This window comes from Streptomyces fungicidicus, assembly GCF_003665435.1.
Taxonomy (GTDB): domain Bacteria; phylum Actinomycetota; class Actinomycetes; order Streptomycetales; family Streptomycetaceae; genus Streptomyces; species Streptomyces fungicidicus.
Genome location: NZ_CP023407.1, coordinates 6,580,514 through 6,606,439 on the forward strand (window position 1 = coordinate 6,580,514; position 25,926 = coordinate 6,606,439).

Genomic DNA, 25,926 nt, shown 5'->3' on the forward strand with positions numbered 1-25,926 from the left:
TCACGCCCGGCGGCGGAACACCGGTTTCACCGGGCGCCCGCCCGTCCAGGGCGTGGGGTCGCCGGCGTCCAGCGCCTTGCGGTACACCGCGCACGCCTGGGCCACCACGGCGACGGTGCGGTCGATGTCGGCGTCGGTCAGCGCGGCGCTCACCACGAACGACGGGGCCAGCACCCCGCCCGCGAGGAGCCGGCGCAGGAACAGGGTGCGGTACTCCTGCGACGGCCGCCGCCGCTCGTCCAGCGTGGCGAAGACCAGATTGCTGGCCCGGCCCCGGACGACGACATGGTCCCCGACGCCCATGCCCGCCGCGGCGTCGCGGACACCGGCGGCCAGCCGCTCGCCGAGGGTGTGCAGCCGCGCGGTGACGCCCTCCTCGGTGTAGACGGTCTGCACGGCCATCGCGGCCGCCAGGGAGTGGGTCTCCGCACCGTGCGTGGTGGAGAGCAGGAACACCCGGTCGCCGGAGTGGCGCAGCCCGCCCCGCTCCATCAGCCCCCGGCGCCCGGCCAGCGCGGAGACGGCGAACCCGTTGCCCAGCGCCTTGCCGAAGGTGGAGAGGTCGGGGACGACGCCGTAGAGGCCCTGGGCGCCCGCCTCGGACCAGCGGAAACCGGTGATCATCTCGTCGAAGACCAGGACGCAGCCGTGCCGGTCGGCCAGCGCGCGCAGGCCGGCGAGGTACCCGGGCGGCGGTTCGGTGTGGGTGGCGGGTTCGAGGACCAGGCAGGCGACCTCGCCCTCGTACCGGGTGAGCAGTTCCTCCGTGGCGGCCAGGTCGCCGTACGGGAACGTCACGGTGAGGTCGCCGGTCGCCGCCGGAACGCCGGCGGACATCGGTGTGGTGCCGATGAACCAGTCGTCGACGGAGAAGAACGGGTGGTCCGCGCAGATCGCCACCCGCGGGCGCCCGGTGGCGGCGCGGGCGAGGCGCACGGCGGCGGTGGTGGCGTCGGAGCCGTTCTTCGCGAACTTCACCATCTCGGCGGTCGGCACGGTGGCCAGGAAGCGTTCCGCGGCCTCGGCCTCCAGCAGGGACGGGCGGACGAAGTTGCCGCCGCGGTCCAGTTCGCGCCGCACCGCCTCGGTCACACGCGGATGGGCGTGGCCGAGGCTGACCGAGCGCAGGCCGGAGCCGTACTCGACGTAGCGGTTGCCGTCGACGTCCCACACATGGGCGCCGCGGCCGTGGCTGATGACCGGGGCCAGGTCCTCGGGGTACTGGTCGTCGCCCTTGGCGTAGGTGTGCGCGCCGCCGGGGATCAGGGCGTGCAGCCGCTCGTTCGCCTCCCGCGACCGGGGCAGGCGGAACCCCTCGACGTCTTCGGTGCTCACGTGGGCCTCAGCTCTCCCTCTGCTTCAGTACCTCGGCGAGTCCCGGCGCCTCCCGGTCCCGCCGGGACATCGAGGTGACCGGCAGCGGCCACGGAATGGCGAGCTCCGGGTCGTCGAAGGCGATCGTCACGTCCTCGGCCGGATCGTGCGGGCGGTCGATGCGGTACGAGGTGTCGGCGGTGTCCGTCAGCGCCTGGAAGCCGTGCGCGCACCCCGCCGGGACGTACAGGGTCGCCTGCGTCTCGCCGGACAGTTCGAAGGTGGCCCGGCCCAGATAGGTGGGTGAGTCCGGCCGCAGGTCCACGACCACGTCGAAGATCCTCCCGTACGAGCAGCGCACCAGTTTCGCCTCGCCCTCGCCGGAGCGCAGGTGCAGCCCGCGCAGCACGCCCTTCACCGAGCGGGACAGGCTGTCCTGGACGAAGGCGTCCGGGTCGAGGCCGGCCGAGCGGACCATCTCGGCGTCGAAGGTGCGGCAGAAGAAGCCGCGTTCGTCGGCGTACGGCGTCGGTTCGAACAGGTACGCGCCGGCGATCGCCGGGACTTCGGTCGCTCTCATGGGGTCTCCTGTCGGGCGTGCGCCCGGGGGTGATCGGCCGCGGGGAAGAGGGCCGCGCTCAGCGCGGCGAACTGGTGCCGCACGCGCCGGGCGACGACCAGGTTCCGTTCGGAGAGGGTCGCGCGGACCTCCGCCGACCGCCGCTCCAGCTCCCGGAACTGCTGGAGGAGCCGGTCGGCGTCGGCCTCGCGCGCCGGGTGGCAGTACTCGCCCAGCCCCATCTCCGCCATCAGCGTGTCGCTCTTCGCCGAGTAGCTGACGGCGAGCGTGGGGGTGCCGACCTTCAGCGCGCAGACCAGGTTGTGGTAGCGGGTCGCCACCACGGTGTCGGCGGCCGCCATCTCCTTCATCAGGTCGGCCAGCGAAGCCGTCCGGGCGACGGTGACCAGCGGCGAGTCCACCGCGTCGCGGATCGCCCCGGCGACCGGCACGTCGAGTTCGTCGCCGGTGAGCAGCCGGACCGGCCGACCGTCCCCGGCCAGCGCGCGGACGAAGCGGGTCGTCCCGTCGAGGTAGCGCCGGTGGATCTCCTCCGCCCGGTCGCGTTCGTCGTTGCTCCCGTGGAAGTCCATGACGCCGACGCAGACCGTGCCCGGCGGGCCCGCGGGCTCGCCCGCCCGCGGTGCCGGCAGGGCGAACACGAGGTCCGCGTAGACCTCGTCGCGGGCGGTGTCCACGCCCATCGCCCGCATCGCGTCACGGGACATGGTGTCCCGGTACGACCGGTAGGAGGCCAGCCGCGTCGACCAGCGGGTCAGCGTCCGGGTCGGCCGGTTGCCGATCGCGGCGGCGCCGACGCCGACGAGCGCGACCCGGGTGCCGAACAGCCGGCCGGTCGCGCAGAGCAGGAACAGCGAGTACGGGAAGCCCCACGGCCGCAGCGGCAGCGTGGTCTCCAGCACTCCCGTGCCCGGCACGATCACCACGTCGTGCCGGCGCGTCCAGGCGGCGGTGCGGACGACGTCGACGAGCTTGCCCAGGCCCTTGGCCGCGACGGCGCCCGCACGGGAGGCCGTCCGGTACTCCCCGCGGTACCAGTTCAGCCGCGTCGCGGGGATCCCGTACCGGGCCGTGACGGCCTCGGGTCCGCCGCACAGCGCGTCCACGACCGCGTCCGGGTGCTCGGCGCGGAGATGGCCGAGCACGGCCTCCAGCGATCCGTCGTTGCCGATGTTGCCGGAGCCGAGCAGGCCGAACACCCCCACCCTCACGGGCCTCATGCCCGCCTCCCCTCGCGGCCGGCGACCAGCGCGTCGACGGAGACGGTGAGCCGGTCCGGGTCGACCGGGGCGCGGTCCTCGACCCGCTCGCCGGCGCCCGGCCGGACCCGGGAGGCCATCCACGCGGCCAGGTGCCGGTAGCAGGCGCGCCGGTCGGCGGGGGAGAGCGGCGCCCGCCGGATCGCCGCGACGAATCCCCACACGTACTCCGCGAGCAGCCGGGGCGTCGGGTGCAGCGGGCCCGCCCGGCGCGGGTCCAGGTTGACGCACCGGGAGCGCTTGCCCGGGTTGGCCCGCTCGGCGCGGGTGGGGTGGTCGCGGCGGAAGTACAGCAGCTCCGGCACCTGGTGGAAGGGGCCGTGCAGGGTGATCTCGGCGACGAAGGTGCGGTCCGCGTGGTGGTAGCTGTCGTGCGGCTTCACCCGGCGCAGCACGTCGGCCCGCATCACCCCGTAGAAGTCGTCGCCGCCCGGCTCGAACAGCAGGCTGCGGAAGCGCTCCGGCGCGTGCGGCGAGTCGGTGGCGAGCCCGTACTCGTAGGGGACCTTCACCTCGCCGTCGCCGTCGATGACCGCCTGGCCGCTGTGCGCGAGGATCACGCCGGGCCGCTCGTCCAGCGCCTCGACGCAGCGCCGCAGCAGGTCCCGGGCGTACAGGTCGTCGTGCGAGGCCCACTTGAACAGCTCGCCGCGGCACTCGGTGAACACGTGATTGTGGTTCGGCGCGGCGCCGATGTTGCGGGGCAGCCGGAGATAGCGGACACGCGAGTCCTTCGCGGCGTACCGGCGGCAGATGTCCTGGGTGCCGTCGGTCGAGGCGTTGTCGGAGACGACCAGCTCGAAGTCCTCGTACGTCTGGCCGAGCAGGGCGTCGAACGCCTCGGCGAGGTACTCCTCGCCGTTGTACACGGGCAGGCCGATGCTCAGCCTGGGTCGGTCGGTCATGGTGTCCTCTCTTCGCGAAGGGGGGTGCGGTGGCGCTCGCGCAGCGCGGACCGCAGTTGCAGCCACCACACGGCCGAACCGCAGGCGGACGCGGTGGCGACGCCCCAGGCCGAGCCGATCGTGCCGCCGACGGCCGCGCCGCCGATCCCGCCGCCGGCGTAGCAGGCGGAGGCGAACAGCTGGCAGCGCAGGCTGAGCCGGGCCGCGCCGAGCGCGCGCAGCCCGGCCGCGGCGCCGCTGCCGAGGCCGGCGCCCGCGACGCTGAGCGTGGCCGGCACGATGAGTTCCGAGGCGCCGGGCCAGACGTCGCCGAGCACCAGCTCGCCCGCCCGGTCCGGCATCAGCAGCAGCACCGCTCCCCAGAGCAGCGCGGCCACCGCCTGCCCGCCGCCGAGGAGCAGGCAGAACCTCCCGAGCCGGTGCGGGGCCTGCCGCAGCATCCGCGCCGCCTCCGCGACGGTGACCAGCGTCAGCCCCATCAGCACGGCGAGGAACGGGCCGAGCAGCAGCTCCGAGCCCCGGATCACCCCCACCGCGCCGACCCCGACGATCGCGCCGAGCCCGTACGCCCGCAGCTGGCTCGCGCCGCTGACGCTGGTGTTCTCCACCAGGTACCGGTAGCCGAGGTCGCGGTGGTCGCGGACCCACTCGCGCGCCCCGGTCAGCCGTGGCCGGATACCGGACTGGAAGCAGCCGTACAGCGCGGCCACCGCGGCGGACCCGCCCCAGGCGAGCACGAACGCGGCCACGCTGCCCACCCGGGCCGCCACCACCATGGCCGGGACGAGCGCGACGCCCCACACCACGTCGTTGACGAACGCCTTCCGCCCGGCGCCGGCGGCGAAGAACGAGTACCGCCAGGCGTCCTGCAGCAGCAGCCCCGGCAGCATGACGCCGAGGCAGACGAACGCGGGCCCCACGCTGCTCCCGAGCACCGGCCCGGCCGCCAGGCACCCCGCGCCGATGACGGCGCCGACGCCGAGCGCGGTACCCGAGGACCGGGCCACCGCCCCCCGCCAGGACGCGTCCGGCACGCCGCTGAAACGGACCACGAGCGGGTCGGTGGCCAGGCCGCGGGAGACGCTGAGCACCACGCCATAGGTCACCCAGGCCAGGCTGAACACGCCGAACGCGGTCAGCCCCAGCGAACGGGCCACATAGACGCCCACCGCGAAGTTGGACAGGCTGGAGGCCGCCTGGTCGGCCAGCCCCCAGGACAGCCGGCCGACGACGGCCCGGGTGACGGTCCGCCGGGCGGAACCGGCCGGGGCCGCCGTGGCCGTCGTCTTCTCCCCCTCGGTGGTCATCGGCGTCACGCCTTGAGCAGTCCGGCGCCGTGCAGGGCGTCGGCGGCGGCGGCGACGGTGTCGAACGGCAGCCCGGACCGCTCGGCGACGTCCAGCAGACCGTGCTCGCCGTCGGAGAGGCTGAGCACCCAGAGCATGGCCATCTGGGCCTCCTTGGCGTCGCTGCGGCCCCCGAGCGAGTCGTACAGCCCCCGCCGCCCCAGCTGCGGTTCGCCGTAGGGGCTGAGGTTGACGTACCGCCGGTTCCGGTCGAGCACGGCGAACGCCTCCCGGCAGACCGCGAGGGTGTCCTCCATCGCCTCCGGGGAGACGAACTCCAGGTCGTCCGCCGAGGTGTGGTACTCGGGATAGCCCGCGTACGGGGTCCGGCTGAGCGAGCCCACGCCGAGATCGAACCCGGGCGAGCAGTACTGCCGCTCGTCATAGCCGTACGGGGTGAACTCGGTGATCCGGTGCGGCCGTCCGGAGGCGGTCAGCACATGCCGCAGCACCCGGTCGATCTCCGCGTCGCCGCGCCTGCTCCGCTTGTACGTCAGGTCGCCCGGGTCGCCGGCGCAGGCCAGCACCAAACCGTGCCGCACCCGTTCCACCCGCTCCGCGTTGCGCGCCAGCCAGGTGATCGCCCCGATGGTGCCGGGGGCGAAGACGAACCGGTAGGTGTAGTAAGGCGTCCGCTCCGCCAGCGCCCGCGCCAGGTACGTCGCCACCGCGATCCCGGTCAGGTTGTCGTTGGCCAGCGACGGGTGGCAGACGTGGCAGGAGACGAGCACCTCGTCGGCGACCTGCCCCGGCACCACGTGCTCGGCGTAGGTGAGGTGGCCGTCGGCGAGCGTGGAGTCGATCCGCACCTCGTAGTCGCCGTCCGGCAGCGCGTCCAGGGTCTCCTGCGCCAGGCAGAAACCCCACTCCGGCCGGTAGTAACTGGTGCGGTACGGAACCCATTTCGGGTGGTCGGGCAGCGTGTACAGGTGCTCACGCAGCTCGGACAGCGGCATCGTCGCCGACACCGGCACGCTGTAGCCGAGGACGTGCAGGCTGGACGCGGCGAAGTCGACGACCCGGCGTCCGGTGCCGTCGGCGACGTAGGCGTCCCGGATGTTCCACTCCTGCGGCACCGTCCAGTCGAGCACCTGCGTCCCGGTCGGCACCTCGTGCACCCGCAGCGGGACGTACTCGCCGACGATGTCCAGGGTGGCGCGCACCCCGTCGCCGGTGATGCTCCGGCAGAGCGGGTACAACCGCTCCACCAGCGCGTACATCTCCTCGCCCGTCCCGGTCACCGGCGCCACCGCAGGGTGTCGTCGACGGTGCCGGCGTCGGACGCCGCGCGCAGCACGGCGAGCCGGGTGAAACGCTGCTCGAAGTCCTCCCGGGTCAGCCCGTGCTTGCGGTAGGCGTCGGCGAGTTCGAGCGCGCCCCGCTTCACCGTCCACTCGCAGTCGAAGCCGGGCACCGCGGCGCGGAACCGGGAGAAGTCCACCCGGTACGACCGCGGGTCGGCGCCGGTCTCCCCGGTGATCACCACCTTGGAACCGGCGACCGCCTCGGCGACCTGCCCGGCGATCTCGGCGACCGTGACGTTGTTGACCTCGCTGCCGATGTTGAACGCCCGGTCGTGCACCGCTTCCCGTGGCGCGACCAGCGCGGCGGCGAAGGCGCGGGCGATGTCGGCGGCGTGCACCAGCGGGCGCCAGGGGGTGCCGTCGGAGAGCACGAGGACCTCGCCGGACAGGAGGGCGTGGCCCACCAGGTTGTTCAGCACGATGTCGGCGCGCAGCCGGGGGGAGTGGCCGAAGGCGGTGGCGTTGCGCATGTACACCGGGCTGAAGTCGCCGTCGGACAGGGCGTGCAGGTCGTCCTCCACCCGCACCTTGGACTCCGCGTACGGCGTCACCGGGCGCAGCGGGGCGTCCTCGCCCACCAGGTCGTCACCCCCGGCGGCGCCGTAGACCGAGCAGGTCGACGCGTACAGGAAGCGCTGCACCCCGGCGTCGCGGGCGAGCCGGGCGAGCCGCACGGACGCGTGGTGGTTGATGTCGTAGGTGAGTTCGGGAGCCAGCGAGCCCAGCGGGTCGTTGGACAGCGCGGCCAGATGGATCACGGCGTCCACCCCGGCCACGTGCTCGGCCGTGACGTCCCGCAGGTCCACCCGCTGCCCCGGCGGGTCCGCGGGGCGCGGGCCCAGCACGCAGTCGGCGAACAGGCCGGCGTCGAGACCGACGACCTCGTGGCCCGCGGCCGTGAGCACGGGGACCATCACGGTGCCCAGGTAGCCCTGATGTCCGGTCAGCAGTACGCGCACGGTTCAATCCCCCAGGTTCAGAGTGAGTTTGGTGACGGCGAACGCCTCGGCGTAGCGGGCGTGGCATTCGATGCCGCGGATCCGGGCCAGCCCCAGGAAGGCCTCCCGGTCGTACCAGGGCCGGTGCCGCTGCGAGGGGTAGTGCTCCTGCAGCAGCCGCACCTTCCGCTCGGCGAGGTCCGGCGACAGCGGCTGGTACGCCGCCATCCGGCCGAGGTCGCCGTCCCACTTGACGATCTCGTAGCCGAGCACCAGGTGGTCGCGGAACGCGGTGGACATCAGCTTCGCCAGGCCCCGGTGGTCCTGGTGGGCGTCCTCGGTGCGCGGGGCCAGCACGAGATCGGGCTCGGTGCGCCCGCGCAGCTCCTCGACCGCGGACTTGGCCTCCTCCCAGTGCGCCGGCATCCGGCCGTCCGGCAGTTTCAGCACGGTCAGCCGCAGGTCGGCGCCCGGGCAGAAGGCGGCGAGCGCGGCCCGCTCCTCCTCCTCCCGCTCGCCGCCGCCGCCGGAGAGCACCAGCGCGTCGACGCGGACGCCGGGCCGGGCCAGGCACAGGGTGAGCAGGGTGCCGCCGGCGCCGATGGCGATGTCGTCGCAGTGCGCGCCCACCGCGACGACCCGGTCCAGGCGCCCGGAGCCGAGCCGGATCACGCGGTCCTCACCCCGGCGCCCGCCCCCGCGCCGTCCCGCTCCCACACGGCCCACGGGCGGTCGCCCCGGGCGTAGGCGTCGTCGAGCGCGGCCCGCTCCTTCACCGTGTCGGTGGGCTTCCAGAAGCCGCGGTGCCGGTGCGCCACCAGCCGTCCCCGCTTGGCCAGTCCGGCGCATCCGTCGGCGACCAGGTCCCCGCCCTCCGGGATGTGGTCGAAGACCTCCTGGCGGAGCACGAAGTAGCCGCCGTTCTCCCACAGCGGCAGTTCGCTCACCGGAGTGATACCGCCCACCAGGCCGTCCTCGCCCAGGTCCACACAGTGGAACGAGGACTGCGGCGGCACCACCATCATCGAAGCGCCCGCGTCGCGCCGGGAGAACCGGTCGATCATCTCCGGCAGCGGGGCGTCGGTGAGCACGTCGGCGTAGTTGGCGAGGAATATCTCCTCGCCGTCCAGGTGGTGCCGCACCCGTCGCAGCCGCTCCCCGATCGGCGACTCGATGCCGGTCTGCGCGAACGTGATGGTCCAGTCGGCGATGTCGGTGGACAGCAACTCCGTCCGCCCGCCGCGCAGTACGAAGTCGTTGGACGTCGTCTCCTCGTAGGAGAGGAAGAAGTCCTTGATGTGGTGGGCCCCGTAGCCGAGGCACAGGACGAACTCCGTGTGCCCGAAGTGCGCGTAGTACCGCATGACGTGCCAGATCAGCGGTCGCGGCCCGACCATCGCCATCGGCTTGGGCACGTCGTCGGAGCTTCCGCTGCGCATCCGCATCCCGTAGCCGCCGCAGAACAGTACGACCTTCATGCCCCCACCTCGACGATGCTCAGTTCCGGTATCGGGAAGACCAGCCGGCCGCCCCATTCGTGCACGTAGGACAGCTGCTCGGTCAGCTCGGCCCGCAGGTTCCACGGGAGGACCAGGACGTAGTCCGGCCGGTCGGCGGCGATCCGCTCGGGCGGCAGGATCGGGATGCGGGTGCCCGGGGTGAACCTGCCGTGCTTGTACGGGTTGCGGTCGACCGTGTACGGGAGCAGGTCGGGCCGGATGCCGCAGTGGTTGAGCAGGGTGTTGCCCTTGCCCGGGGCGCCGTAGCCGACGACCGTCTCACCGCGCTCGGCCGCGTCGATGAGGAACCGCAGCAGGTCCCGGCGCACCTTGGCCACCCGCGCGGAGAACTCGGCGTACCCGGACAGCTCCTGGAGGCCGGCGGACTTCTCCCGGTCCAGCACCTCCGCCACCCGCCGGGACGGCTCGCCGGCCACCTCGGCGGGGCGGGCCCACAGCCGGATGGAACCGCCGTGCGTCGGCAGCAACTCGACGTCCACGAGGGCGAGTCCGCCGCTCGCCAGCGCCCGGGTCGCGGACGCGACCGTGTAGTACTGGAAGTGCTCGTGGTAGATCGTGTCGTACTGGTTCTCCTCGATCAGGGTCAGCAGGTGCTGCACCTCCACGGAGACCCAGCCGTCGTCGGCGACCAGGGCGCGCAGCCCCCGGGTGAACCCGACCACGTCGGGGATGTGCGCGTACACGTTGTTCGCCACGACCAGGTCCGCGGGGCCGTGTTCGGCGCGGACGCCGGCGCCGGTGTCCGGGTCCAGGAACGCGGTGAGCGTGGGCACCCCCGCCTCCCGCGCCGCCGCGCCGACGTTCACCGAGGGCTCGATGCCCAGGCAGCGGATCCCCCGGTCCACGACGTGCTTCAGCAGGTACCCGTCGTTGCTGGCCACCTCCACCACGAAGGAGCCGGCGCCGAGTTCGAGGCGCGCCGCGGCGTCGGTGACGAAGGTGCGCGCGTGCTCCACCCAGGAGGTCGAATAGGACGAGAAGTACGCGTACTCGCTGAACGTGTCCTCCGGCGTGATCAGCGGCGGGATCTGTGCGAGTCGGCAGTCGGCGCAGACCCGCAGGTGCAGCGGGTACGCCGGCTCCGGTCTGTCCAGTTGGTCCGCGGCGAGGAAGCTCTCGCACGGTGGCGTCGCCCCGAGATCGACGACGCTCGCCATCGCTTCCGAGCCGCAGAGTCGGCAGTGTGTCATCTACTGTCCCCATCCCCCCTGCCCGCGCGGGTGTCCCCGCCGCGAGCCAGTGCTGACCGACCCGCGATCGCGGTGCGGTACTCCTCCAGCAGGCGCTCCAGGCCGACGGCCGGGCTGAAACCCCGCTCGTAACGGCGCCGGGCCGCCCGGCCCATCTCCCGGTTGCGGTCCTCCTCGGCCGTGATCCGGCGTATCCGGGACGCCAGCGAGGCGGCGTCGCCCGGCCGGTGCAGCAGCCCGGTCCCGCCGTCCTCGACGAGTTCGGTGAAGGCGCCGTGGCCGGCGGCGACCACCGGGACCCCCGCCGCCATCGCCTCCACGGCCACCAGGCCGAACGCCTCCAGCCAGGTGGAGGGGGCCACCACGGCGACCGCCCCCGCGATGGCCAGGCGGCACCGGTCCGTGTCGTACAGGCCCGCGTACCGCACGTCGTCCCGGCCCGCCGCCCAGGCGGTCACCTCGTCCTCCAGCGGCCCCGTCCCGGCGATCACGAGCGGCACGCCCACACCCCCGGCGGCGGCGAGCTCGTCCCACGCGGCCATGAGCAGCCGTACGCCCTTGGCCTCCGCGAGCCGGCCGAGATAGAGCAGGTGCTCGCCGGCGCCCGTGCGGCGGACCCCCGGTTCGGGCACGAAGTTGTGCTTCACCGCCAGCCGTTCGGCCGGCATGCCGGCCCGCACCAGGACGTCGCGCTGCGCCGCGGAGATGCACAGGAACCGCTCCACGCCGGTCCACCAGCGCCGCCGGTTGGCCGACAGGCTGACCGCGAGCGGCACCGTCGCGAGCCGGGAGCCGCGGTAGCAGCCGTGCCGGACGGCGGGCAGCGGCGTGGCCCCGACGCACTCGGTGCACGGCCGGCCGTCCCGCTGCAGTGTGCCGGGCGGGCAGATCTGGGTGTAGTTGTGCAGCGTGGCGACGGCGGGCACGCCGGCGTCGGCGCAGGCGGCCAGCACCGCCGGCGACAGCAGCGGGAAGACGTTGTGGATGTGCACCACGTCCGGCCGCCCGGCCCGCAGCCGCGCGGCCAGCTCCCTGCGGACCGCCGGGTTCCACGGCACGAGCAGCGGCAGCGCGGCCTTGGACGGCAGGGACCGTGCGGCGATGTCGTCGCTGCGCCGCTCGAACACCTCGACCCGGTGGCCGGCCGACCGCAGCAGCGCCACCTCCTGGTCGACGACCTTGTTCTCCCCGCTCGGCTGCGCCGAGGCGTAGCGGTTGTGCACCACCAGGACGTCCATGCTCAGGTCACCTCCGGGGTCCGGGCCCACCGCGGGACGCGCCGGCGGGGCACGTCGGGCGCCGGGACGGCAGTGGTCGCGGCGGGCGCCGCCAACAGCGAGGCGGCCACGGTCAGATGCAGCAGATAGGGCGAGGCGTCGCCCAGCCCCGCCTCGGTGTACGACGCGATCGCGCAGTAGCTGATCAGGAAGATCGCGCAGGCCCTCGACAGCGACGGCGGCCGCAGCAGCGCGACCCCGCCCAGCACGGCCACGGCCGCCGCCACCAGGGTGACGCCGAACACCCCCTGCTCGTGGTAGACGGCCAGCCAGCTGTTGTCGATGGGCAGCCCGCCGAACGACTTGTCGCCCAGGCCCGCCCCGAACACGTACTCCGAGGTCGTCCGGGGCGCCGCCAGCAGGGCGTCCCAGACCTTGGCCCGGCCGGTGAGGCTGGCGAAGTTCTCCTGGCTCTGTCCGCGCAGGAACCACGCCTGCAGCACGGAGCCGAACCCCACCGCGGCCACGGCCGCGCACGCCACCGCCCAGGTGAAGAAGCGGCGGGCGGCGGCGCTGGTCAGGACGAGCGAGCCGATCGCCAGGATCAGCCCGGCCAGCAGGCCGAGGGTGGCCGTGCGGGTGTGGGTCAGCGCGAGCAGGACGAGCGCCGGCAGGGCCACCAGCGCCGCGCTGCGGCGGTCGGTGCGGCCGCCCAGCAGGAGCAGCACGGACAGCCCGGTGATCACCGCGGCGTACTGGCCGATCTGCGGCGGGGTGAGCGGCCACAGCGCGCCGACCAGCCGTCCGCCGTAGAGCTCGGGCATCGCGGCGCCCGGTGAGACGACCAGGCCGGCGGCGACCGAGCAGAGCACCAGGAAGTACATCCGGATGTGGTGCCTGACGAACCCCGGGCCACCGTCCCACCAGCGGCTGAGCAGCCACAGCGTGCCGACGAAGAGGGCCAGCCGGGCGCAGCGGAACAGCGCGCCGAACCCGGACTCCAGGTCCGCGCTGGAGATCACGCTCGGCACCAGCAGCAGGGTGAGCAGCAGCAGGAAGGCGCTCGGGCGGACGCGCAGCCGGAGATTGACCGCGAGCGCCAGCACGAACGCGGCGGCCAGCGCGCCCATGGTGACCATCTGGATGAGGGAGCGGGGCAGCGGGACGATGGTCTCCGCCCCCGCGGAGCCGAGCGTGTTGAGGACGAGCAGTCCCCAGGCCGTCCCCACGGCCTTCGGCATGCGGCCGGCGGTCATCTCAACCACCGTCCCGTGCGCGGAAGGTGCTGCCCGCGTCCTGCCGGTAGGGGGCGCCCTGCCACTGCGCGGAGTCGAGTACCCGGCTCGGGTCGTGGGCGACGAACTTCCAGGGCCCGATGTAGACGTTGTCGTGCCAGCGGTTGTGCTGCTCCAGGGTGATCGCCTCGGCCACCCGCTCGCCCTGGTACGGCGACCAGTCCGGGTAGGTGCCGTAGTTGGCCAGCACCGCCATGCGGTCGCACTTCACCGCGCAGTCGACGACCGACTTGTCCAGCACGAAGCGGTTGTCGTGGATGTCCACCCGCTGGGTCCGCCACCGGCAGTCGGCGTACAGCGGCGCGGTGGCGATCTCCGGCCGGGTGCAGCGGCCGGTGTCCTTCACCAGCAGCGTGCAGTCGCCGGAGGAGGTGTTGGCCGGGCTGTTGCAGAACCGGTCGGCGTTCTCCCACAGGGTGATCCCGGACCAGTTGTCCTCCAGCACGTTCCGGTGGATCTCGATCCGGTCGGTGCGGGCCGGGATCCTGGGTTCGCCGCCGGACTCGGAGACGTAGACGGTCGCGAACGGGAAGGAGTCGCCGCGGTCGGCGGACTTGCGGCCCTCGACCCAGTTGTTCCGCCGGATGGTGTTCTCGCGGACGACCGCATTGTAGCTGGTCTCGTAGATCAGCGCGGCGCCGTCGTTGGCCTCGAGCACGTTCTCCTCGATGCGGAAGTCGTTGTTGTTGGTGTCCGCCCACAGGCCGGCTCCGCGGTTGTCGTGCACCCAGTTGCCGCGGATGTCGGCGCCGTCGACGGACCAGAACTTGACGCCTCCGGTGCAGCCGCAGCCCGGCCGCTTCCGCTCCCAGTCGTCGGTGTTGTTGCCCGTGATCTCGTTGCCCTCGACCACCAGGTCCCGCAGGGGGCCGCCGGCCTTGTAGGCGTTCATGCCGTACTGGCCGTTCGCCCGCAGGCAGTTGGCGCGCACCCGCTGGCGGGCGCCGGCCATCAGTCCGGCGCCGGAGTTGTTCTGGATCGTCGAGTGCTCGATCACCCATCCGTCGGCCGAGTCGTGGTTGACCACGCCCTCGTCGTGCGGCGCGACGAACCCCTGCACGGTCAGGTGGCGGAGGGTGACGTCGCGGGCGGTGCCGCCGAACGCGTACTGGTTGGTCTTCCGGCCGTCGAGCACCGCGCCCGGCGCGCCGAGGTAGACGTTGCCGGTCTTGGGGACGACCTGCGCGTAGCGGTCGGCGGCGAGCCGGTGGGTGCCCGGCCGGAGCCAGAAGGTGGTGTGCGGAGGGCTGTTCCTGGTCTTCGCGGCCACATCACCGGTCACGGAGGGGTCGACCGTGACGGCGCCGGCCGGCGCCCCGGAGGGCCCGGCCCCGGGCTCGGCGCACACCCGGGCCACGGGCGTGGACCATGCGGCGGTCGGTTCCGGCCGCGAGTCCGGCGTGCTCTCGCAGCCGGTCGCCGCCAGCAGGACCAGCACCAGCGGTGCCGCCGGTAACGCCCGGCGCCGCCCCTCGCTCCGCACCTGTCCCCTCCTCCCTAGCCCTGGAACCCGAGTACGGTGGTGAACCCCTGGGCGCCGACGGTGAAGCCGGTGCCGACCAGCGTCGTGGCGGGTTCCCTGCGGCCGAAGCCGGGGGAGTACCAGCCCAGCGGCGGGTCGCTCTCGCCGCGATGCGCCCGCCAGCTCAGCTGGGCGGGCAGGTCGAGCACCGCGGAGCGGTCCTCGCCGTCCCGGGTCCAGGTGAGCAGGGCCCGGTTCCCCGTCAGGTCGGCGGTGACCGCGGGGCCGAGGTGGAAGGCGAGGCGCACCGCCCGGCGCGGGCCCCGCACCTCGTCGACCACCCTCAGCTCCCGGCTCGCGGCCGTCAGTTCCACCCGGCGGCGGTGCACGGACGGCCGGTAGCCGTCGTGCTCGCCGCACCAGCGGGCCACGCCCTCGCCGGAGGCGTCCGCGACCAGGACGCGGCTGCGGGCGTGCCGGGTCCACAGGAACGGGCCGCCGGACACGGACTGGTCGGCGCCGTCCAGTTCCAGGGTGTTGTGGCCGAGGGTCGACCGGAAGTACCGCCGCCACCCGGGCTGGCCGTGGTAGCAGTACGTGCCCGGGTCGGCGAGCACGTCGACCCCGTCGTGCCGGACCTCCACGGACAGGGCGTCCGCGTGGGCGTGAGCGGCGATGGACAGGAAGCCGTGCGGGCCGCCGTCGCAGCGGCACCAGACGCCGTCCGGGCCGCGCAGGATCGTCATCCCCGCGTCGGCGAAGTGGGCCGGCCGGCTCGCCGGGCGGGACACGGCCGGCGCCGTGTGCCGGACCAGCGCGGCCAGCAGCGGGGTGCGCACATCGGTGCCGGTCACCTCCGGCCACCAGCCGAGCCGGCCGAACAGGGCGTCCCCGGTGGCCAGGAGCGAGGCCCAGCGGTCGGTGCCGGCGCCGTCCACCACCAGTCCGTGCCCGTCGTCCGCGTCGCCCTGGCGCGGCGGCCGCAGCCGGTCGTCCACGACGGCCGCGAGCGCGTCGGTCATCCGCAGCAGCACCAGCCGGACGGTCGCCGGGACCGGCACGCCCGCGGTGTCCGCCTCGGCCACCGCGGCCAGTCCCAGCTCCAGCACCAGTCCGTGGTACTCGCTCGCCAGTTCGCGGTTGAGGCCGGAGCCGAAGGTGTTGCTCCGCAGATGCTGGTCCAGCGACCGCAGCGCGTCGGCCCGCCAGCGCGCCGAGGAGGGGAACCAGCCGAAGGCGCAGGCCGCGGCGAACTGCCCGGCGGCCTCGGCGACGGCGTGGTTGTTCGCCGAGGATCCCCGGCTGGGGAAGGCGGCCAGCCAGCGCTGGTGGTGCCAGATCTGGCGCAGCGCCACCGGGTTGTCCTCGAACAGCCCGGCCGCCCCCGGCCAGCCGTCCAGCAGGCGGCGGACCCACACCCAGGACAGCAGCCGGATGCCCAGCTCGATGCCGCTGGTCCAGTGCACCCCGCGCAGCGGCGCGTTGGCCGCCCACCACGACCGCAGGTGCTCGGCCACCCGCTCGGCGTACCGCTCGTTCCCGGTGACCGCGTAGGCGGCGGCGAGCACGGTGAGGTGGTGGTGCCGGGACAGCTCCCAGATCTGCTTGACGTCCCCGACGGCCTCCTCGTCCCGGTACGGCACGTCGAAGGCGTAGCCGTCGGGTGCCCGGCGTCCGGTCTTCGGGTCGTACCACCAGTCCGGGTCGGCCAGGTCGTCGCGCGCCACCCCGAAGTACTCGGCGTGCCCGGCCATCAGCCGGTCCGCCTCGGCGACCAGACGTTTCACGGCGTCCGGCGGCACCGCGGCGGCCGCGCCCGCGGGCAGTACGGCGGTGAACCGGGCGCCCGTCACGTCCGGGCAGGCCGGCGGCGCCGACCGCCAGCGCCGTCTGCGCGCCGTGTCGGCCACCCGGCCGCCGACCTCCCGCGGCCCCATCCGGGACAGCCGCCGCAGGTACCAGCCCGGGCTCCCCGAGCTCACCGTCATCGCGGCCCCGCCAGTGTCACCGGCGCGCCGCCGGCCAGTCCCGCCCGCACGGCGAGGGTGGCCGCGGTGGTGGCGACCAGCGATTCCAGCGGCACCGGCATCGGTCCGCCGGTCCGCACGGCCTTGACGAACGCGGCCAGTTCGGCGGACTGGCCCTTGTCCCGGGCCTTGGGCAGCCGGGAACCGACCCACTGCCTGCGGCGGCCGTCGTAGACGGTGGCGCGGACGAAGTCGTCCAGGCGCAGGGCGCGGCCGTCCGCGACCAGGTCCAGGGTCTCCTTGGGGAAGCCGGCCGGGCCGGTGGTGACGTAGCCGATGGTGGCGGTGGACCCGTCCGGGTAGCGGAGCACGACCTGGAGGTCCTCGTTGCCGGGCGTGGTGAGCGCGTACACCGAGACCGGGTCGGCCCCCAGCAGCCAGCTCGCGGTGTCGATGAAGTGCCCGCCCTCGCCGGTGAACCGGGAGCCCTGCGTGCCCTGTTGGAGGTACCAGCTGCCGTGGTCGAGGCGGCCCGCGTTGACCAGGTAGCGCAGGTGCCCCGGCCCGGTCCGGGTGCCGAACCGCTCCCTGGCCTCCCGCAGCAGCGGGGCGAACCGGCGGTTGAAGCCCACCTGCAGCCGGTCGTTGCCGGACTCCTCCACCGCCGCGAGCACACCGGCCAGTTCGTCCTCGGTGAGGGCCAGCGGCTTCTCCACGAACACCGCCTTGCCGGACAGCAGCGCCTTGCGGGTCAGTTCGGCGTGCGAGCTGTGGCGGGTGACCACGAACACCGCGTCGACGGCCGGGTCGCCGAGCACGGCGTCGAGATCGGTGGTGGCCCGTTCGAAGCCGAACTTGCGCCGCGCGTTGGCACCGGACAGCGCCGTCGTGGTGACGACCGTGGACAACGCGACGCCCTCGCGCTGCGCCAGGTGGGGCAGCAGCATCGACGAGGCGTAGTTCCCCGCGCCGACGAACGCGAGGCGCACCGGCGTCCTCACGGCCCGGACCGGGGCCGGCCCGGCGCCGCCGGGCCGTCTCACCTCGGGCACGGCCACCTCGGGGGCCTGCGCCTCCACCGCCTGCTCGGGGTAACGGAACAGCACGGCCACGGCCTTCAGACCGCCGTCCTCGAGGCTGCGGTACGTCTCCACGGCGTCGTCGAAGTCGGCCGTGTGGGAGACCAGCGGCTCCACGTCGACCCGGCCCCGGGCGACGAGATCCAGGAAGCAGGCCAGGTTGCGGCGTTCGGTCCAGCGCACGTAGCCGATCGGGTAGTCCCGCCCCTCCAGCTCGTACTCCGGGTCGTAGCGACCGGGGCCGTACGAGCGGGAGAAGCGGACGTCGAGCTCCTTCTCGTAGTACGCGTTCCACGGCAGGTCCAGGCGGCACTTGCCGATGTCGACCACCCGGCCCCGGTCCCGGCAGAGCCGGGCGGCCAGCTCGACGGGCTGGTTGCTGCCACCGCCGGCGGCCAGGTACACCTGGTCCACCCCGTGACCGCCGGTGAGTTCGGCGACGGCGTGGGCCACCGCCGGGGAGTCGGGATCGCCGCAGGCCGCCGCGCCCAGTCGCTCGGCGAGCTCGCAGCGCACCGGGTCCGGGTCCACCCCGACCACCCGGACACCCGAGGCGGTCAGCAGCTGCGCCACCAGCTGGCCGATCAGCCCGAGACCGATCACCAGCGCCACCTCGCCGAGCTGCGGCTCGCCCTGGCGGACGCCCTGCAGCGCGATCGACCCGACGGTGCCGAAGGCCGCGTGCCGCGCCGCGAGACCGTCCGGGACGCGGGCGTAGAGGTTCTTCGGCACCCAGTTCAACTCGGCGTGCAGCGCGTGCTCGTTGCCGGCGCAGGCCACCAGGTCGCCGACCGACACGTCGTCGACGCCGGCGCCGACCTGCACCACCACACCGGACAGCGAATAGCCCAGCGGCGTGAAGGAGTCCAGCTTGCCCATCACCTTGCGATAGGTGGCGGGCACCCCGTTGGTGGCCACGCTCTGCACGACCTTGGCCACCTGGTCCGGCCGGGAACGGGCCTTGCCCAGCATCGACATGCCGGCCTCGGACACCTTCATCATCTCGGTCCCGGTGGATATCAGCGAGTAGGCGCTGCGCACCAGCACACCGCCCGGCCCGCACCCCGGCACCGGCACGTCGAGCAGGGCCAGCTCGCCGCTCTTGTAGTTCTGTACGACCTGTTTCACCGAAGTCCTCTTGTCTCTACGCCGTCGAGGGAGTTCTGGCCGGCCCCGGTGGTCGCGCCGCGATACCAGAACTCGAGGGTCAGCACATGCCACAGATGTTTGGAGAAGTCCTGCTGTCCGGCGGCGTCCGCGGCGACCAGCCGCCGCAGCGCGTCGCGGCGCAGGAACCCGGAACGGACCAGCTCGCCGTCGTTGACCACCTCGCGCACCAGCGGGGCCAGATCCCGGCTCATCCAGGCCCGCAGCGGGGCGCTGAACAGGCCCTTGGGCCGGTACACGATCTCCCGCGGCAGGACGGAGGCGGCCGCCTCCTTGAGGACGGCCTTGCCCTGCCGGCCGGCGATCTTGCGGTCACCGGGCACGGCGAACGCCGCCTTCACCACCTCGACGTCCACGTACGGCACCCGCACCTCCGTCGACGCGGCCATGCTGGAGCGGTCCGTGTAGGCGAGGTTCAGCCCCGGCAGGAACATCCGGGCGTCGGCCAGGCACATGCGGTTGACGAAGTCGTCGAGGCCGTTGTCCCGGTAGACGTCCGCGTGCTCGGTCAGCACGTCGTCGACCGTGCCGGCGAGGTCCGGGTCGATCAGGTCGATCAGTTCCCGCCGGTCGTACAGGGTGTAGCTGCGCCGGAAGGCGGTCTCCTCCGGCAGATCGGCGAAGGAGAGGAACCGCTTCGCGAAGCGCACCGACCGGAACCCGCGGCGGGCCGTGGCGACCGGCAGCCGGTCCACGGCGCCCGACACCGCGCGCCGCAGCGGCCGGGGAACGCGCTGGTAGCGCAGCGCGAGCCGGTTGGCCAGGTGCTTGCGGTACCCGGCGAACAGTTCGTCGGCGCCCATCCCGGAGAGCATCACCTTGACCCCGGCCTCCCGGGCGGCCGAGCAGATCAGGAACGTGTTGATCGCCGCCGGGTCGCCGATCGGCTCGTCGAGGTGGTACGTCATCCGCGGCAGCAGGTCCAGCACGTCGGGGGCGATCTCGATCTCGTGCAGGTCGACGCCGTACCGCCCGGCCACCTGCCGGGCGTGGCGCAGGTCGTCCGGCATCGCCTCGAACCTGGCGTCCTCGGCGCGGAACCCGATCGTGTAGGCGGAGATCCCGGGCCGGTCGCGGGCGGCCAGCGCGGTCAGATAGCTGGAGTCGAGACCGCCGGACAGGAAGGTCGCCACGGGCACGTCGGAGAGCAGATGGCGCCGGGTCGACTCCTCGACGACGGCCGCGATGTCCGGCCGCTCGCCGCTCAGCGCCCGCTCCCGGCCCTCGGCGGCGACGTCCTCCAGCCGCCAGTAACGGCCGCGCTCTACCCGGCCGTCGGGCCGGCACCTCAGCCAGCTGCCCGGCGGCAGCTTCTCCGCCTCGCGGAACGCGCACCGTGAGTCCGGCACCCAGTAGTACAGCAGCGAGGCCACCATCGCCGCGTGATCCACCTCCAGCGACCCCCCGGTCACGGCGGCGAGCGCCTTGAGCTCGGAGGCGAACACCAGCCCCTCGCCGCGCCGGAGCAGGAACAGCGGCTTGATGCCGAGCTGGTCGCGGGCGAGGACCAGCTCACCGGTCCGCTCGTCGAAGATCCCGAAGGCGAACATGCCGCGCAGCCGGGGCAGACAGTCCGTGCCCCAGCGCCGCCACGACTCCAGCAGCACCTCGGTGTCGGAGGTGCCGCGGAAGCGCACCCCGGCGGCCGCCAGTTCGGCGCGCAGCTCGGGCGCGTTGTACAGCTCGCCGTTGTACGTCAATGCGAGGCCGCCCGAGACCATCGGCTGCGCGCCGGTCCCCGACAGGTCGATGACGGCCAGCCGGCGGTGCCCGAGGTGCACCTCGCCGTCACCGACGGCGTGGCTGTACCGGCCCGCCCCGTCCGGACCGCGGTGGGCCAGGGTGTCGGTGAGCCGGTCGGTGACGGCCTTCCCGTCCGGCCACCGGTATGTGCCTGCGATGCCACACATGTGCTACCGCGCCTCCTGGTCGCTGTCCGGGATCCGTGCCGCCGGCATCGGCAGCCGTTCCGTCCGCCGCGTCTCTTCCCCCACTGCCTGAAGGGCGTGAGAGGTACCCCCACCGTTGAGCCGGGCCGGCCGCTCGCTCCTGCCGAGCGGCACGCCGCGCGGCCCGTCCCACAGCGTGCCGTCGCTCCGGTCGCGCGGATCGGGGTCGATCAGCACCACGCCGGCCACCGCGACGCGCTGCTCCTCGAGCCGCCGCGCCACGGTGTGCAGCCACGCGGTGGCGGCGTGCCCGGCACGCACGACGAGCACGGTCCGGGCGCCGAGGTACGGCAGGTCGGTCCACGCCGTGCCGGGCGCCACCGAGCCCACGCCGAGCCGGCGCTCCCCGGACTGCCCGGCCCCGGCGTCCCCGGCGCCGACCACGGCCGGGTCACCCGGCTTGGGGCGGCGGCGCGAGAGCCGCGGGCCGGACAGAGCGTCGACGACGACCACCGGTTCCTCCGCCGCCAGTGCCCGGCCGAGGTCCAGGGCGAGCGTGCTCGCGCCGCGCGCGCAGCCCAGTTCCAGCAGCGACACCGGTTCCGCGGAGCCGCGCACGGTACGCGCCAGGGACGTGACGAGGCGGGTGCGGGCCGCCCTGATCCGGCGCCGCCGCCACGGCAGGAGCGACCGCCGGGGCAGCTCCGCGACGACCGAGGCGCCGAGGTGCGCCGCGATCTCCCGGCGCAGCACGGGCCGGTCCGCCACCACCGTGCCGACGGCTGCCGCCGCGAGCCCGAGCGCCAGCCCGAGGACGAGCCCGATCGCGGCGTTCGTGCCGGCGGCCCGGGGCAGCGAGTGCGGCACCACGCGCGCCGCGTCCACGATCTGCGTGCCGGCGACGAGCTGCGGCGTGCCGACCCGCGCCTCCGCGGCCCGCTGGCTGAAGTCCGTGATGCGGGAGGTGAGTTCGGCCCGGCGGGCGAAGAGCGACTCCATGTTCGCCGCGTCCTGCGACCCGCTCTGGGGCGGCGGCTCCTCCTCGATCGTCGCGTTGACCTCGGCGAGTTCGTCCCGCATCCGGTCACGCTGCTCGAGCAGGGTCTTGGCCTCGGCGCTCGCGGCCTCCCGTATCCGCCGTACGTGGTCCGCGACGAACGCGTCCGCCAGCGCCTCGGCGCGCTCCACCGCCTCCGCGTCGCTGTCACCCGCCACGGTGATCTGCAGCAGGTTGTTGGTCAGGCCGAGGCCCTCGTAGTCCTCCACGAAGTCCTCCGGTTTCTCCGAGGACTTCATGGAGCGCAGGGCCGCACCCGCGATCCGCGTGGTGTGCAGCAGCGCCGCGTCGGTGCGGATCAGCGTCCCGGGGTCGTTGGGCTGGTCCTGCTGGTGCGCGACCAGCACCTTGGTCACCGCGGTCGGCGGCGGCGGAAGCAGGACGGCCACCGCCACACCCGCGAGCAGCCCCAGCAGCGCCATGGAGCACCACAGACGGCGCCGCCTGCGCACCGCCACCACCAGCGCCTGCAGGTCCAGCAGCGGAGCGGCGGCCGGCGGCTCCGGCGTCGTGTGCGCCGTACGCGTCGTCACGCCGGACCTCCCCTCGTGTCGGCGCCCACCGCGAGGGCCGGCGCCGCGGTGTCCCGGGGCCGGCCGGCGGACCGCGCCGCACGGGCCGGGGCCGGGCCGGCGAGGACGACGCCGACGACCGTGTGCCCGGCGTCCGCGCACGCCTCCCTGACACCGGCGAGCTCCTCCGCCGTCCAGCTGCCCGCGCTGAGCACCACCAGGGCTCCCGACTCGTCGCCGCGGTCCGGCACCGTCGGCAGGGCCACCGACACCTCCACCACCCGCAGCCGGGGCTCGTCCCCGGCCTCGGCGACGAGCCGCTCGGCGGCCGGCAGGGCGATCACGTCGCCGCCCGGGACGACGACCAGCAGCCGCCGGGGAGCCGGCGACCGGTCACGGAGGCGGGCGCACACCCGCCGGTAGCGGATCCGCCGGCCTTCCTCGTCGCCCGCGGTGTCCGACGGGGGCAGGTCCCACCGGACGTCGACGCCGAGCAGCCGGCGGATCCGGGCCCGGGCGCCGCGCGCCTCCGGGCGGTGCGCGGCGGCTTCGGCGGACACGTCGACGGTGCCGAGCGGCGCGGTGCCCAGCGCCGCGGCGATCTCCGGTTCGGTGCGCAGCCGGCGGCTCGTCCGGGCGGCGGCGAGATGGCCGACGACCGCCAGCAGGAAGAACGACAGCGCACCGCCGACGACGAGTTGCAGCCTGGTCGGCGGCGCCTCGCCGTCCGGCCGGGCCGCCGGCCCCATGACGACGGGGCCGGAGCCGGTCCCGGCCGGGTCGGCCTCGTTCAGCTCGGCGACGGCCTCCTGCAGCGCGGTGCGCAGCTTCGCCAGCTCGGTGCGGGTCTGCACGCTCTCCACGGTCCGCCCCGGATCGGCCGCGTCGGCCAGCTCGGTGATGCGGCGGCCGGTGCGCTGCACCAGCTGCCGCAGCTCCTCGGGCCGCGCCGCCGCCTCGGGGTCGGTGGTGTCGCCCACGACCCGCGCGGCGAAGCCGACGTACTGCTCGACCACCTGGTCGGCGAGCCGCTGTGCCCGCTCCGGGGTATCGGCCGTGCCGGAGATCTCGATGATGTTCCCGTCGCTGACCTTCGCGCTCACCCGCTCGCGCAGTTCGACGCCGTCGACGCCGTCCCAGTCCAGCGTGTCGGCCGCGCGGTCGACCACCACCGAACTGGACGCGATCTCCGCCTGGGTGAGCAGCCCGCGCTCCTCCCACGCCCCCGGCAGCAGGACCGACGCCGAGGTCGTGTAGCGCGGCGGGAACACCAGCGAGGCGCCGTAGCCGACGAGCGCGCCCAGCACGGCGAGGACGGCGAGCAGCCGCCCGCGCCGGCGGACGATCCGTCCGACCGTGGCCAGGCGTATCGTGTCATCGCTCAACGGCGCGGCCTCTCGTCGCAGGCGGCGGCGTAGGCGGCGAGCAGCGACGCCTGCGAGTTCCGCCAGGCCAGCGGCCCGTTGATCCGCTCCTGGCCGATCTTGCCCATCTGCGCCCGCTTCTCCGGGTCGTCCAGCAGCAGCGCGATGAGCCGGGCGAACTCCGACTCGTCGTCGGCGGGCGCGTAGACGGCGGCCTCGCCGGCGGAGACGCGCGCCTCCTTGAGGTCGAACGAGACGAGCGGCCGGCCCATCACCATGTACTCCAGGACCTTGTTCATGGTCGACACGTCGTTGAGCGGATTGCGCGGGTCGGGGGAGAGGCACACGTCCGCGGAGGACAGGTAGCGCACCAGGTCGGCGTCCGGAACCCGCCCGGTGAACTGCACCTGCTCCGAGAGCCCGAGCCGCCGGGACAGCTCCACCATCGCGTCGAAGGTGTCGCCGCCGCCGACGAACACCGCGTGCCAGTCGGTGCGTCCGACCTCGTCGCGCAGCTTCGCCAGCGCCCGCAGGGCGTAGTCGACGCCGTCCTGCGGGCCCATCACCCCGAGGTAGCACAGCAGATGGGGCTTGCCGCGCTTCAGCTCCGGCTCCGCGGGCACCGGACGGAACCGGTCGGTGTCGGGGGCGCTGCGCACCACGAAGACGTCCTCCGGCCGCCGCCCGCCGCGGCGCACCGCCACGTCCCGGTAGCTCTCGTTCGTGGCGAGCACGACGTCCGCGGCCCGGTAGGTCATCCGTTCCAGCGCGCACACCCCGCGGTAGAGCAGGTCCTTGCCGCGGCCGAACCGGGAGAGGTACAGCTCGGGCACCAGGTCGTGCTGGTCGAAGACGAACCGGGCCCCGCGCCGCTTCATCCACAGGGCCGGCAGGAACAGCAGGTCGGGCGGGTTGCAGGCGTGGACCACGTCGACGGGTCCCACCTTCCGGGCCAGCCGGACGGTGTGCCACAGCGCCGATCCGTACTCCCGCAGATAGCCGGCCGGCCCGCCGGTGGCCGCGCGCAACGGGTAGCGGTGGATCCGCACCCCGTCGACCACCGCCTCCGCCTCGGTGTCCCGCTTGCTCCCCCGGGGGCAGATGACGTGCACCTCCCAGCCGGCGTCGCGCAGCGTCGTGCACTCCTGCCACACCCGCCGGTCGAACGGCACCGACAGGTTCTCCACGAGGATCAGCGCGCGCCGGCCCGCCCGGATGCCCGCTCCGTCACTGAACGATGTGTCACCAGGCAAGGCCCACGTACCCCGGTTCGGCCCGGCGCGCCTCGGCGTCGGGAAGGCGGACGAGATCGACGATCACCGGGCCGTCGCCGTGCGGCAGCGCCGAGAGCACTTCGGGGTCCCTGGTGCCGACCAGGCACACCTCGGCGTGCTGGAGCACCTCCTCGACGGAGTCCGCGAGCAGTTGCGCGAGGTGCGGCAGCCGGTTCTCGATGTACTCGCGGTTCGCGCCGAGCAGCCGGGAGAGGCTCACGTTGGCGTCGTGGATCCGCAGGTCGTACCCCTTGCCGAAGAGCCGCTCGGCCAGCTCGACGAGCGGGCTCTCCCGGAGGTCGTCGGTGCCGGGTTTGAAGGACAGCCCGAACAGGCCCACCCGGCGCTTGCCGGTGCGCTCCACCAGCTCCACCGCGCGCTGCAGATGGTCGGAGTTGGAGGGCAGCACATGGGCGAGGATGGGCACCGAGACGTCGGCCCGCCGCGCCGCGTGGACCAGGCTGCGCAGGTCCTTGGGGAGGCAGGAGCCGCCGAAGGCGAAGCCGGGCCGCAGATAGGCGGGGCTGATGTTCAGCTTGCGGTCGGCCAGGAACACGTCCATCACCTGGTGCGAGTCCACCCCGAGGGCCTGGCACACCGCGCCCAGCTCGTTCGCGAAGCCGATCTTGAGTCCGTGGAAGGCGTTGTCCGCGTACTTGATGGCCTCGGCCGTGGGGACCGGCACCCGGAACACCTCGCCGGGCAGGCCGTCGTACAGCGCGGCCACCACGTCGCCGCTCGCCGCGTCGAGCTCGCCGATGACGGTCTTGGGCGGGTCGAAGAAGTCCCGCACGCTGGTGCCCTCGCGCAGGAACTCCGGGTTGACCGCGACCCCGATGTCCACCCCGGCCGTGCCGCCGACGTACTTCTCCAGGATCGGCACCAGCAGGTTGAGGCAGGTGCCCGGGAGCATGGTGCTGCGGAACACCACGGTGTGCCGCCCGCCCCGCTCGGCGAGGGCGGCGCCGATCTCCTCGGTGACCCGCTCCAAGTAGGTGGTGCACAGGCTGCCGTTGGGCTCCGAGGGCGTGCCCACGCAGACCAGCGACACCTCGCTGTCCCTGATCGCCTCGCGGACGTCGCGGGTGGCGCGTAACGCCCCGGTCCCCACGGCCTCGGCGATCAGCTCGCCGATCCGCTCCTCGACCACCGGGGCCCTGCCGTCGTTGACCAGGTCGACCTTGACCTGGTTCACGTCCACCCCGACGACCTCGTGGCCCATGCCGGCCAGGCACGCGGCCGACACGCAGCCCACGTACCCGAGCCCGAAAACGCTGACTCTCATGA

General features: G+C 73.9%; 20 protein-coding genes. All 20 read right to left on the minus strand.

The window, feature by feature from the left end:
* Genes CNQ36_RS29665 through CNQ36_RS29760 form a run of 20 tightly spaced genes read right to left on the minus strand, consistent with a single transcriptional unit; the run spans position 1 to position 25,924 of the window.
* Positions 1-1,335: a glutamate-1-semialdehyde 2,1-aminomutase gene (locus CNQ36_RS29665; RefSeq protein ID WP_121548222.1), complete on the minus strand. Its 1,335-nt coding sequence runs from the start codon at positions 1,333-1,335 to the stop codon at positions 1-3.
* Between the two features lie 7 nt (positions 1,336-1,342).
* Positions 1,343-1,894, minus strand: a complete 552-nt coding sequence (gene rfbC, locus CNQ36_RS29670; protein ID WP_121548223.1) for a dTDP-4-dehydrorhamnose 3,5-epimerase — start codon at positions 1,892-1,894, stop codon at positions 1,343-1,345.
* Entirely contained in the window at positions 1,891-3,114 is a 1,224-nt protein-coding gene (locus CNQ36_RS29675; RefSeq protein WP_121548224.1) for a polysaccharide pyruvyl transferase family protein, read from the minus strand. The genes rfbC and CNQ36_RS29675 overlap by 4 nt, the downstream gene beginning before the upstream one ends.
* Positions 3,111-4,058, minus strand: coding sequence for a glycosyltransferase family 2 protein (locus CNQ36_RS29680; protein WP_004924180.1), 948 nt, complete (start codon positions 4,056-4,058; stop codon positions 3,111-3,113). The genes CNQ36_RS29675 and CNQ36_RS29680 overlap by 4 nt, the downstream gene beginning before the upstream one ends.
* Positions 4,055-5,365 (minus strand): MATE family efflux transporter, encoded by a 1,311-nt coding sequence (locus CNQ36_RS29685; protein WP_121548640.1) that lies wholly within the window; start codon positions 5,363-5,365, stop codon positions 4,055-4,057. Before CNQ36_RS29685 ends, CNQ36_RS29680 begins: the two co-directional genes overlap by 4 nt.
* A gap of 5 nt (positions 5,366-5,370) precedes the next feature.
* Entirely contained in the window at positions 5,371-6,654 is a 1,284-nt protein-coding gene (locus tag CNQ36_RS29690) for a DUF4910 domain-containing protein (protein ID WP_121548225.1), read from the minus strand.
* Positions 6,642-7,667, minus strand: a complete 1,026-nt coding sequence (locus CNQ36_RS29695; RefSeq protein ID WP_121548226.1) for an NAD-dependent epimerase/dehydratase family protein — start codon at positions 7,665-7,667, stop codon at positions 6,642-6,644. Before CNQ36_RS29695 ends, CNQ36_RS29690 begins: the two co-directional genes overlap by 13 nt.
* Before the next feature lie 3 nt (positions 7,668-7,670).
* Positions 7,671-8,318, minus strand: a complete 648-nt coding sequence (locus tag CNQ36_RS29700; protein ID WP_004924169.1) for a PIG-L deacetylase family protein — start codon at positions 8,316-8,318, stop codon at positions 7,671-7,673.
* Complete coding sequence (locus tag CNQ36_RS29705) at positions 8,315-9,124, minus strand: glycosyltransferase family protein (RefSeq protein ID WP_121548227.1); 810 nt, start codon at positions 9,122-9,124, stop codon at positions 8,315-8,317. The genes CNQ36_RS29700 and CNQ36_RS29705 overlap by 4 nt, the downstream gene beginning before the upstream one ends.
* Positions 9,121-10,356, minus strand: coding sequence for a class I SAM-dependent methyltransferase (locus tag CNQ36_RS29710; protein WP_121548228.1), 1,236 nt, complete (start codon positions 10,354-10,356; stop codon positions 9,121-9,123). Before CNQ36_RS29710 ends, CNQ36_RS29705 begins: the two co-directional genes overlap by 4 nt.
* A complete protein-coding gene (locus tag CNQ36_RS29715) occupies positions 10,353-11,594 on the minus strand; it encodes a glycosyltransferase (protein ID WP_121548229.1) in 1,242 nt (413 codons plus the stop codon). The genes CNQ36_RS29710 and CNQ36_RS29715 overlap by 4 nt, the downstream gene beginning before the upstream one ends.
* A gap of 2 nt (positions 11,595-11,596) precedes the next feature.
* Complete coding sequence (locus CNQ36_RS29720) at positions 11,597-12,829, minus strand: O-antigen ligase domain-containing protein (RefSeq protein ID WP_121548230.1); 1,233 nt, start codon at positions 12,827-12,829, stop codon at positions 11,597-11,599.
* Between the two features lies 1 nt (position 12,830).
* Complete coding sequence (locus CNQ36_RS29725; RefSeq protein ID WP_121548231.1) at positions 12,831-14,351, minus strand: right-handed parallel beta-helix repeat-containing protein; 1,521 nt, start codon at positions 14,349-14,351, stop codon at positions 12,831-12,833.
* Between the two features lie 14 nt (positions 14,352-14,365).
* Positions 14,366-16,318, minus strand: coding sequence for a heparinase II/III family protein (locus CNQ36_RS29730; protein ID WP_121548232.1), 1,953 nt, complete (start codon positions 16,316-16,318; stop codon positions 14,366-14,368).
* Positions 16,315-18,504, minus strand: a complete 2,190-nt coding sequence (locus tag CNQ36_RS29735) for a bi-domain-containing oxidoreductase (protein WP_121548233.1) — start codon at positions 18,502-18,504, stop codon at positions 16,315-16,317. Before CNQ36_RS29735 ends, CNQ36_RS29730 begins: the two co-directional genes overlap by 4 nt.
* Positions 18,501-20,453: an asparagine synthase (glutamine-hydrolyzing) gene (gene asnB / locus CNQ36_RS29740; RefSeq protein ID WP_121548234.1), complete on the minus strand. Its 1,953-nt coding sequence runs from the start codon at positions 20,451-20,453 to the stop codon at positions 18,501-18,503. Before asnB ends, CNQ36_RS29735 begins: the two co-directional genes overlap by 4 nt.
* A 3-nt stretch (positions 20,454-20,456) precedes the next feature.
* The gene (locus tag CNQ36_RS29745; protein WP_121548235.1) at positions 20,457-22,022 is read right to left on the minus strand and encodes a Wzz/FepE/Etk N-terminal domain-containing protein; all 1,566 of its coding nucleotides are present in this window, start codon (positions 22,020-22,022) and stop codon (positions 20,457-20,459) included.
* The gene (locus tag CNQ36_RS29750) at positions 22,019-23,386 is read right to left on the minus strand and encodes a polysaccharide biosynthesis protein (protein WP_121548236.1); all 1,368 of its coding nucleotides are present in this window, start codon (positions 23,384-23,386) and stop codon (positions 22,019-22,021) included. The genes CNQ36_RS29745 and CNQ36_RS29750 overlap by 4 nt, the downstream gene beginning before the upstream one ends.
* A complete protein-coding gene (locus tag CNQ36_RS29755; protein ID WP_121548237.1) occupies positions 23,383-24,618 on the minus strand; it encodes a glycosyltransferase family 4 protein in 1,236 nt (411 codons plus the stop codon). The genes CNQ36_RS29750 and CNQ36_RS29755 overlap by 4 nt, the downstream gene beginning before the upstream one ends.
* Positions 24,608-25,924 (minus strand): nucleotide sugar dehydrogenase, encoded by a 1,317-nt coding sequence (locus tag CNQ36_RS29760; protein ID WP_004924138.1) that lies wholly within the window; start codon positions 25,922-25,924, stop codon positions 24,608-24,610. The genes CNQ36_RS29755 and CNQ36_RS29760 overlap by 11 nt, the downstream gene beginning before the upstream one ends.
* Between the last annotated feature and the right edge of the window lie 2 nt (positions 25,925-25,926).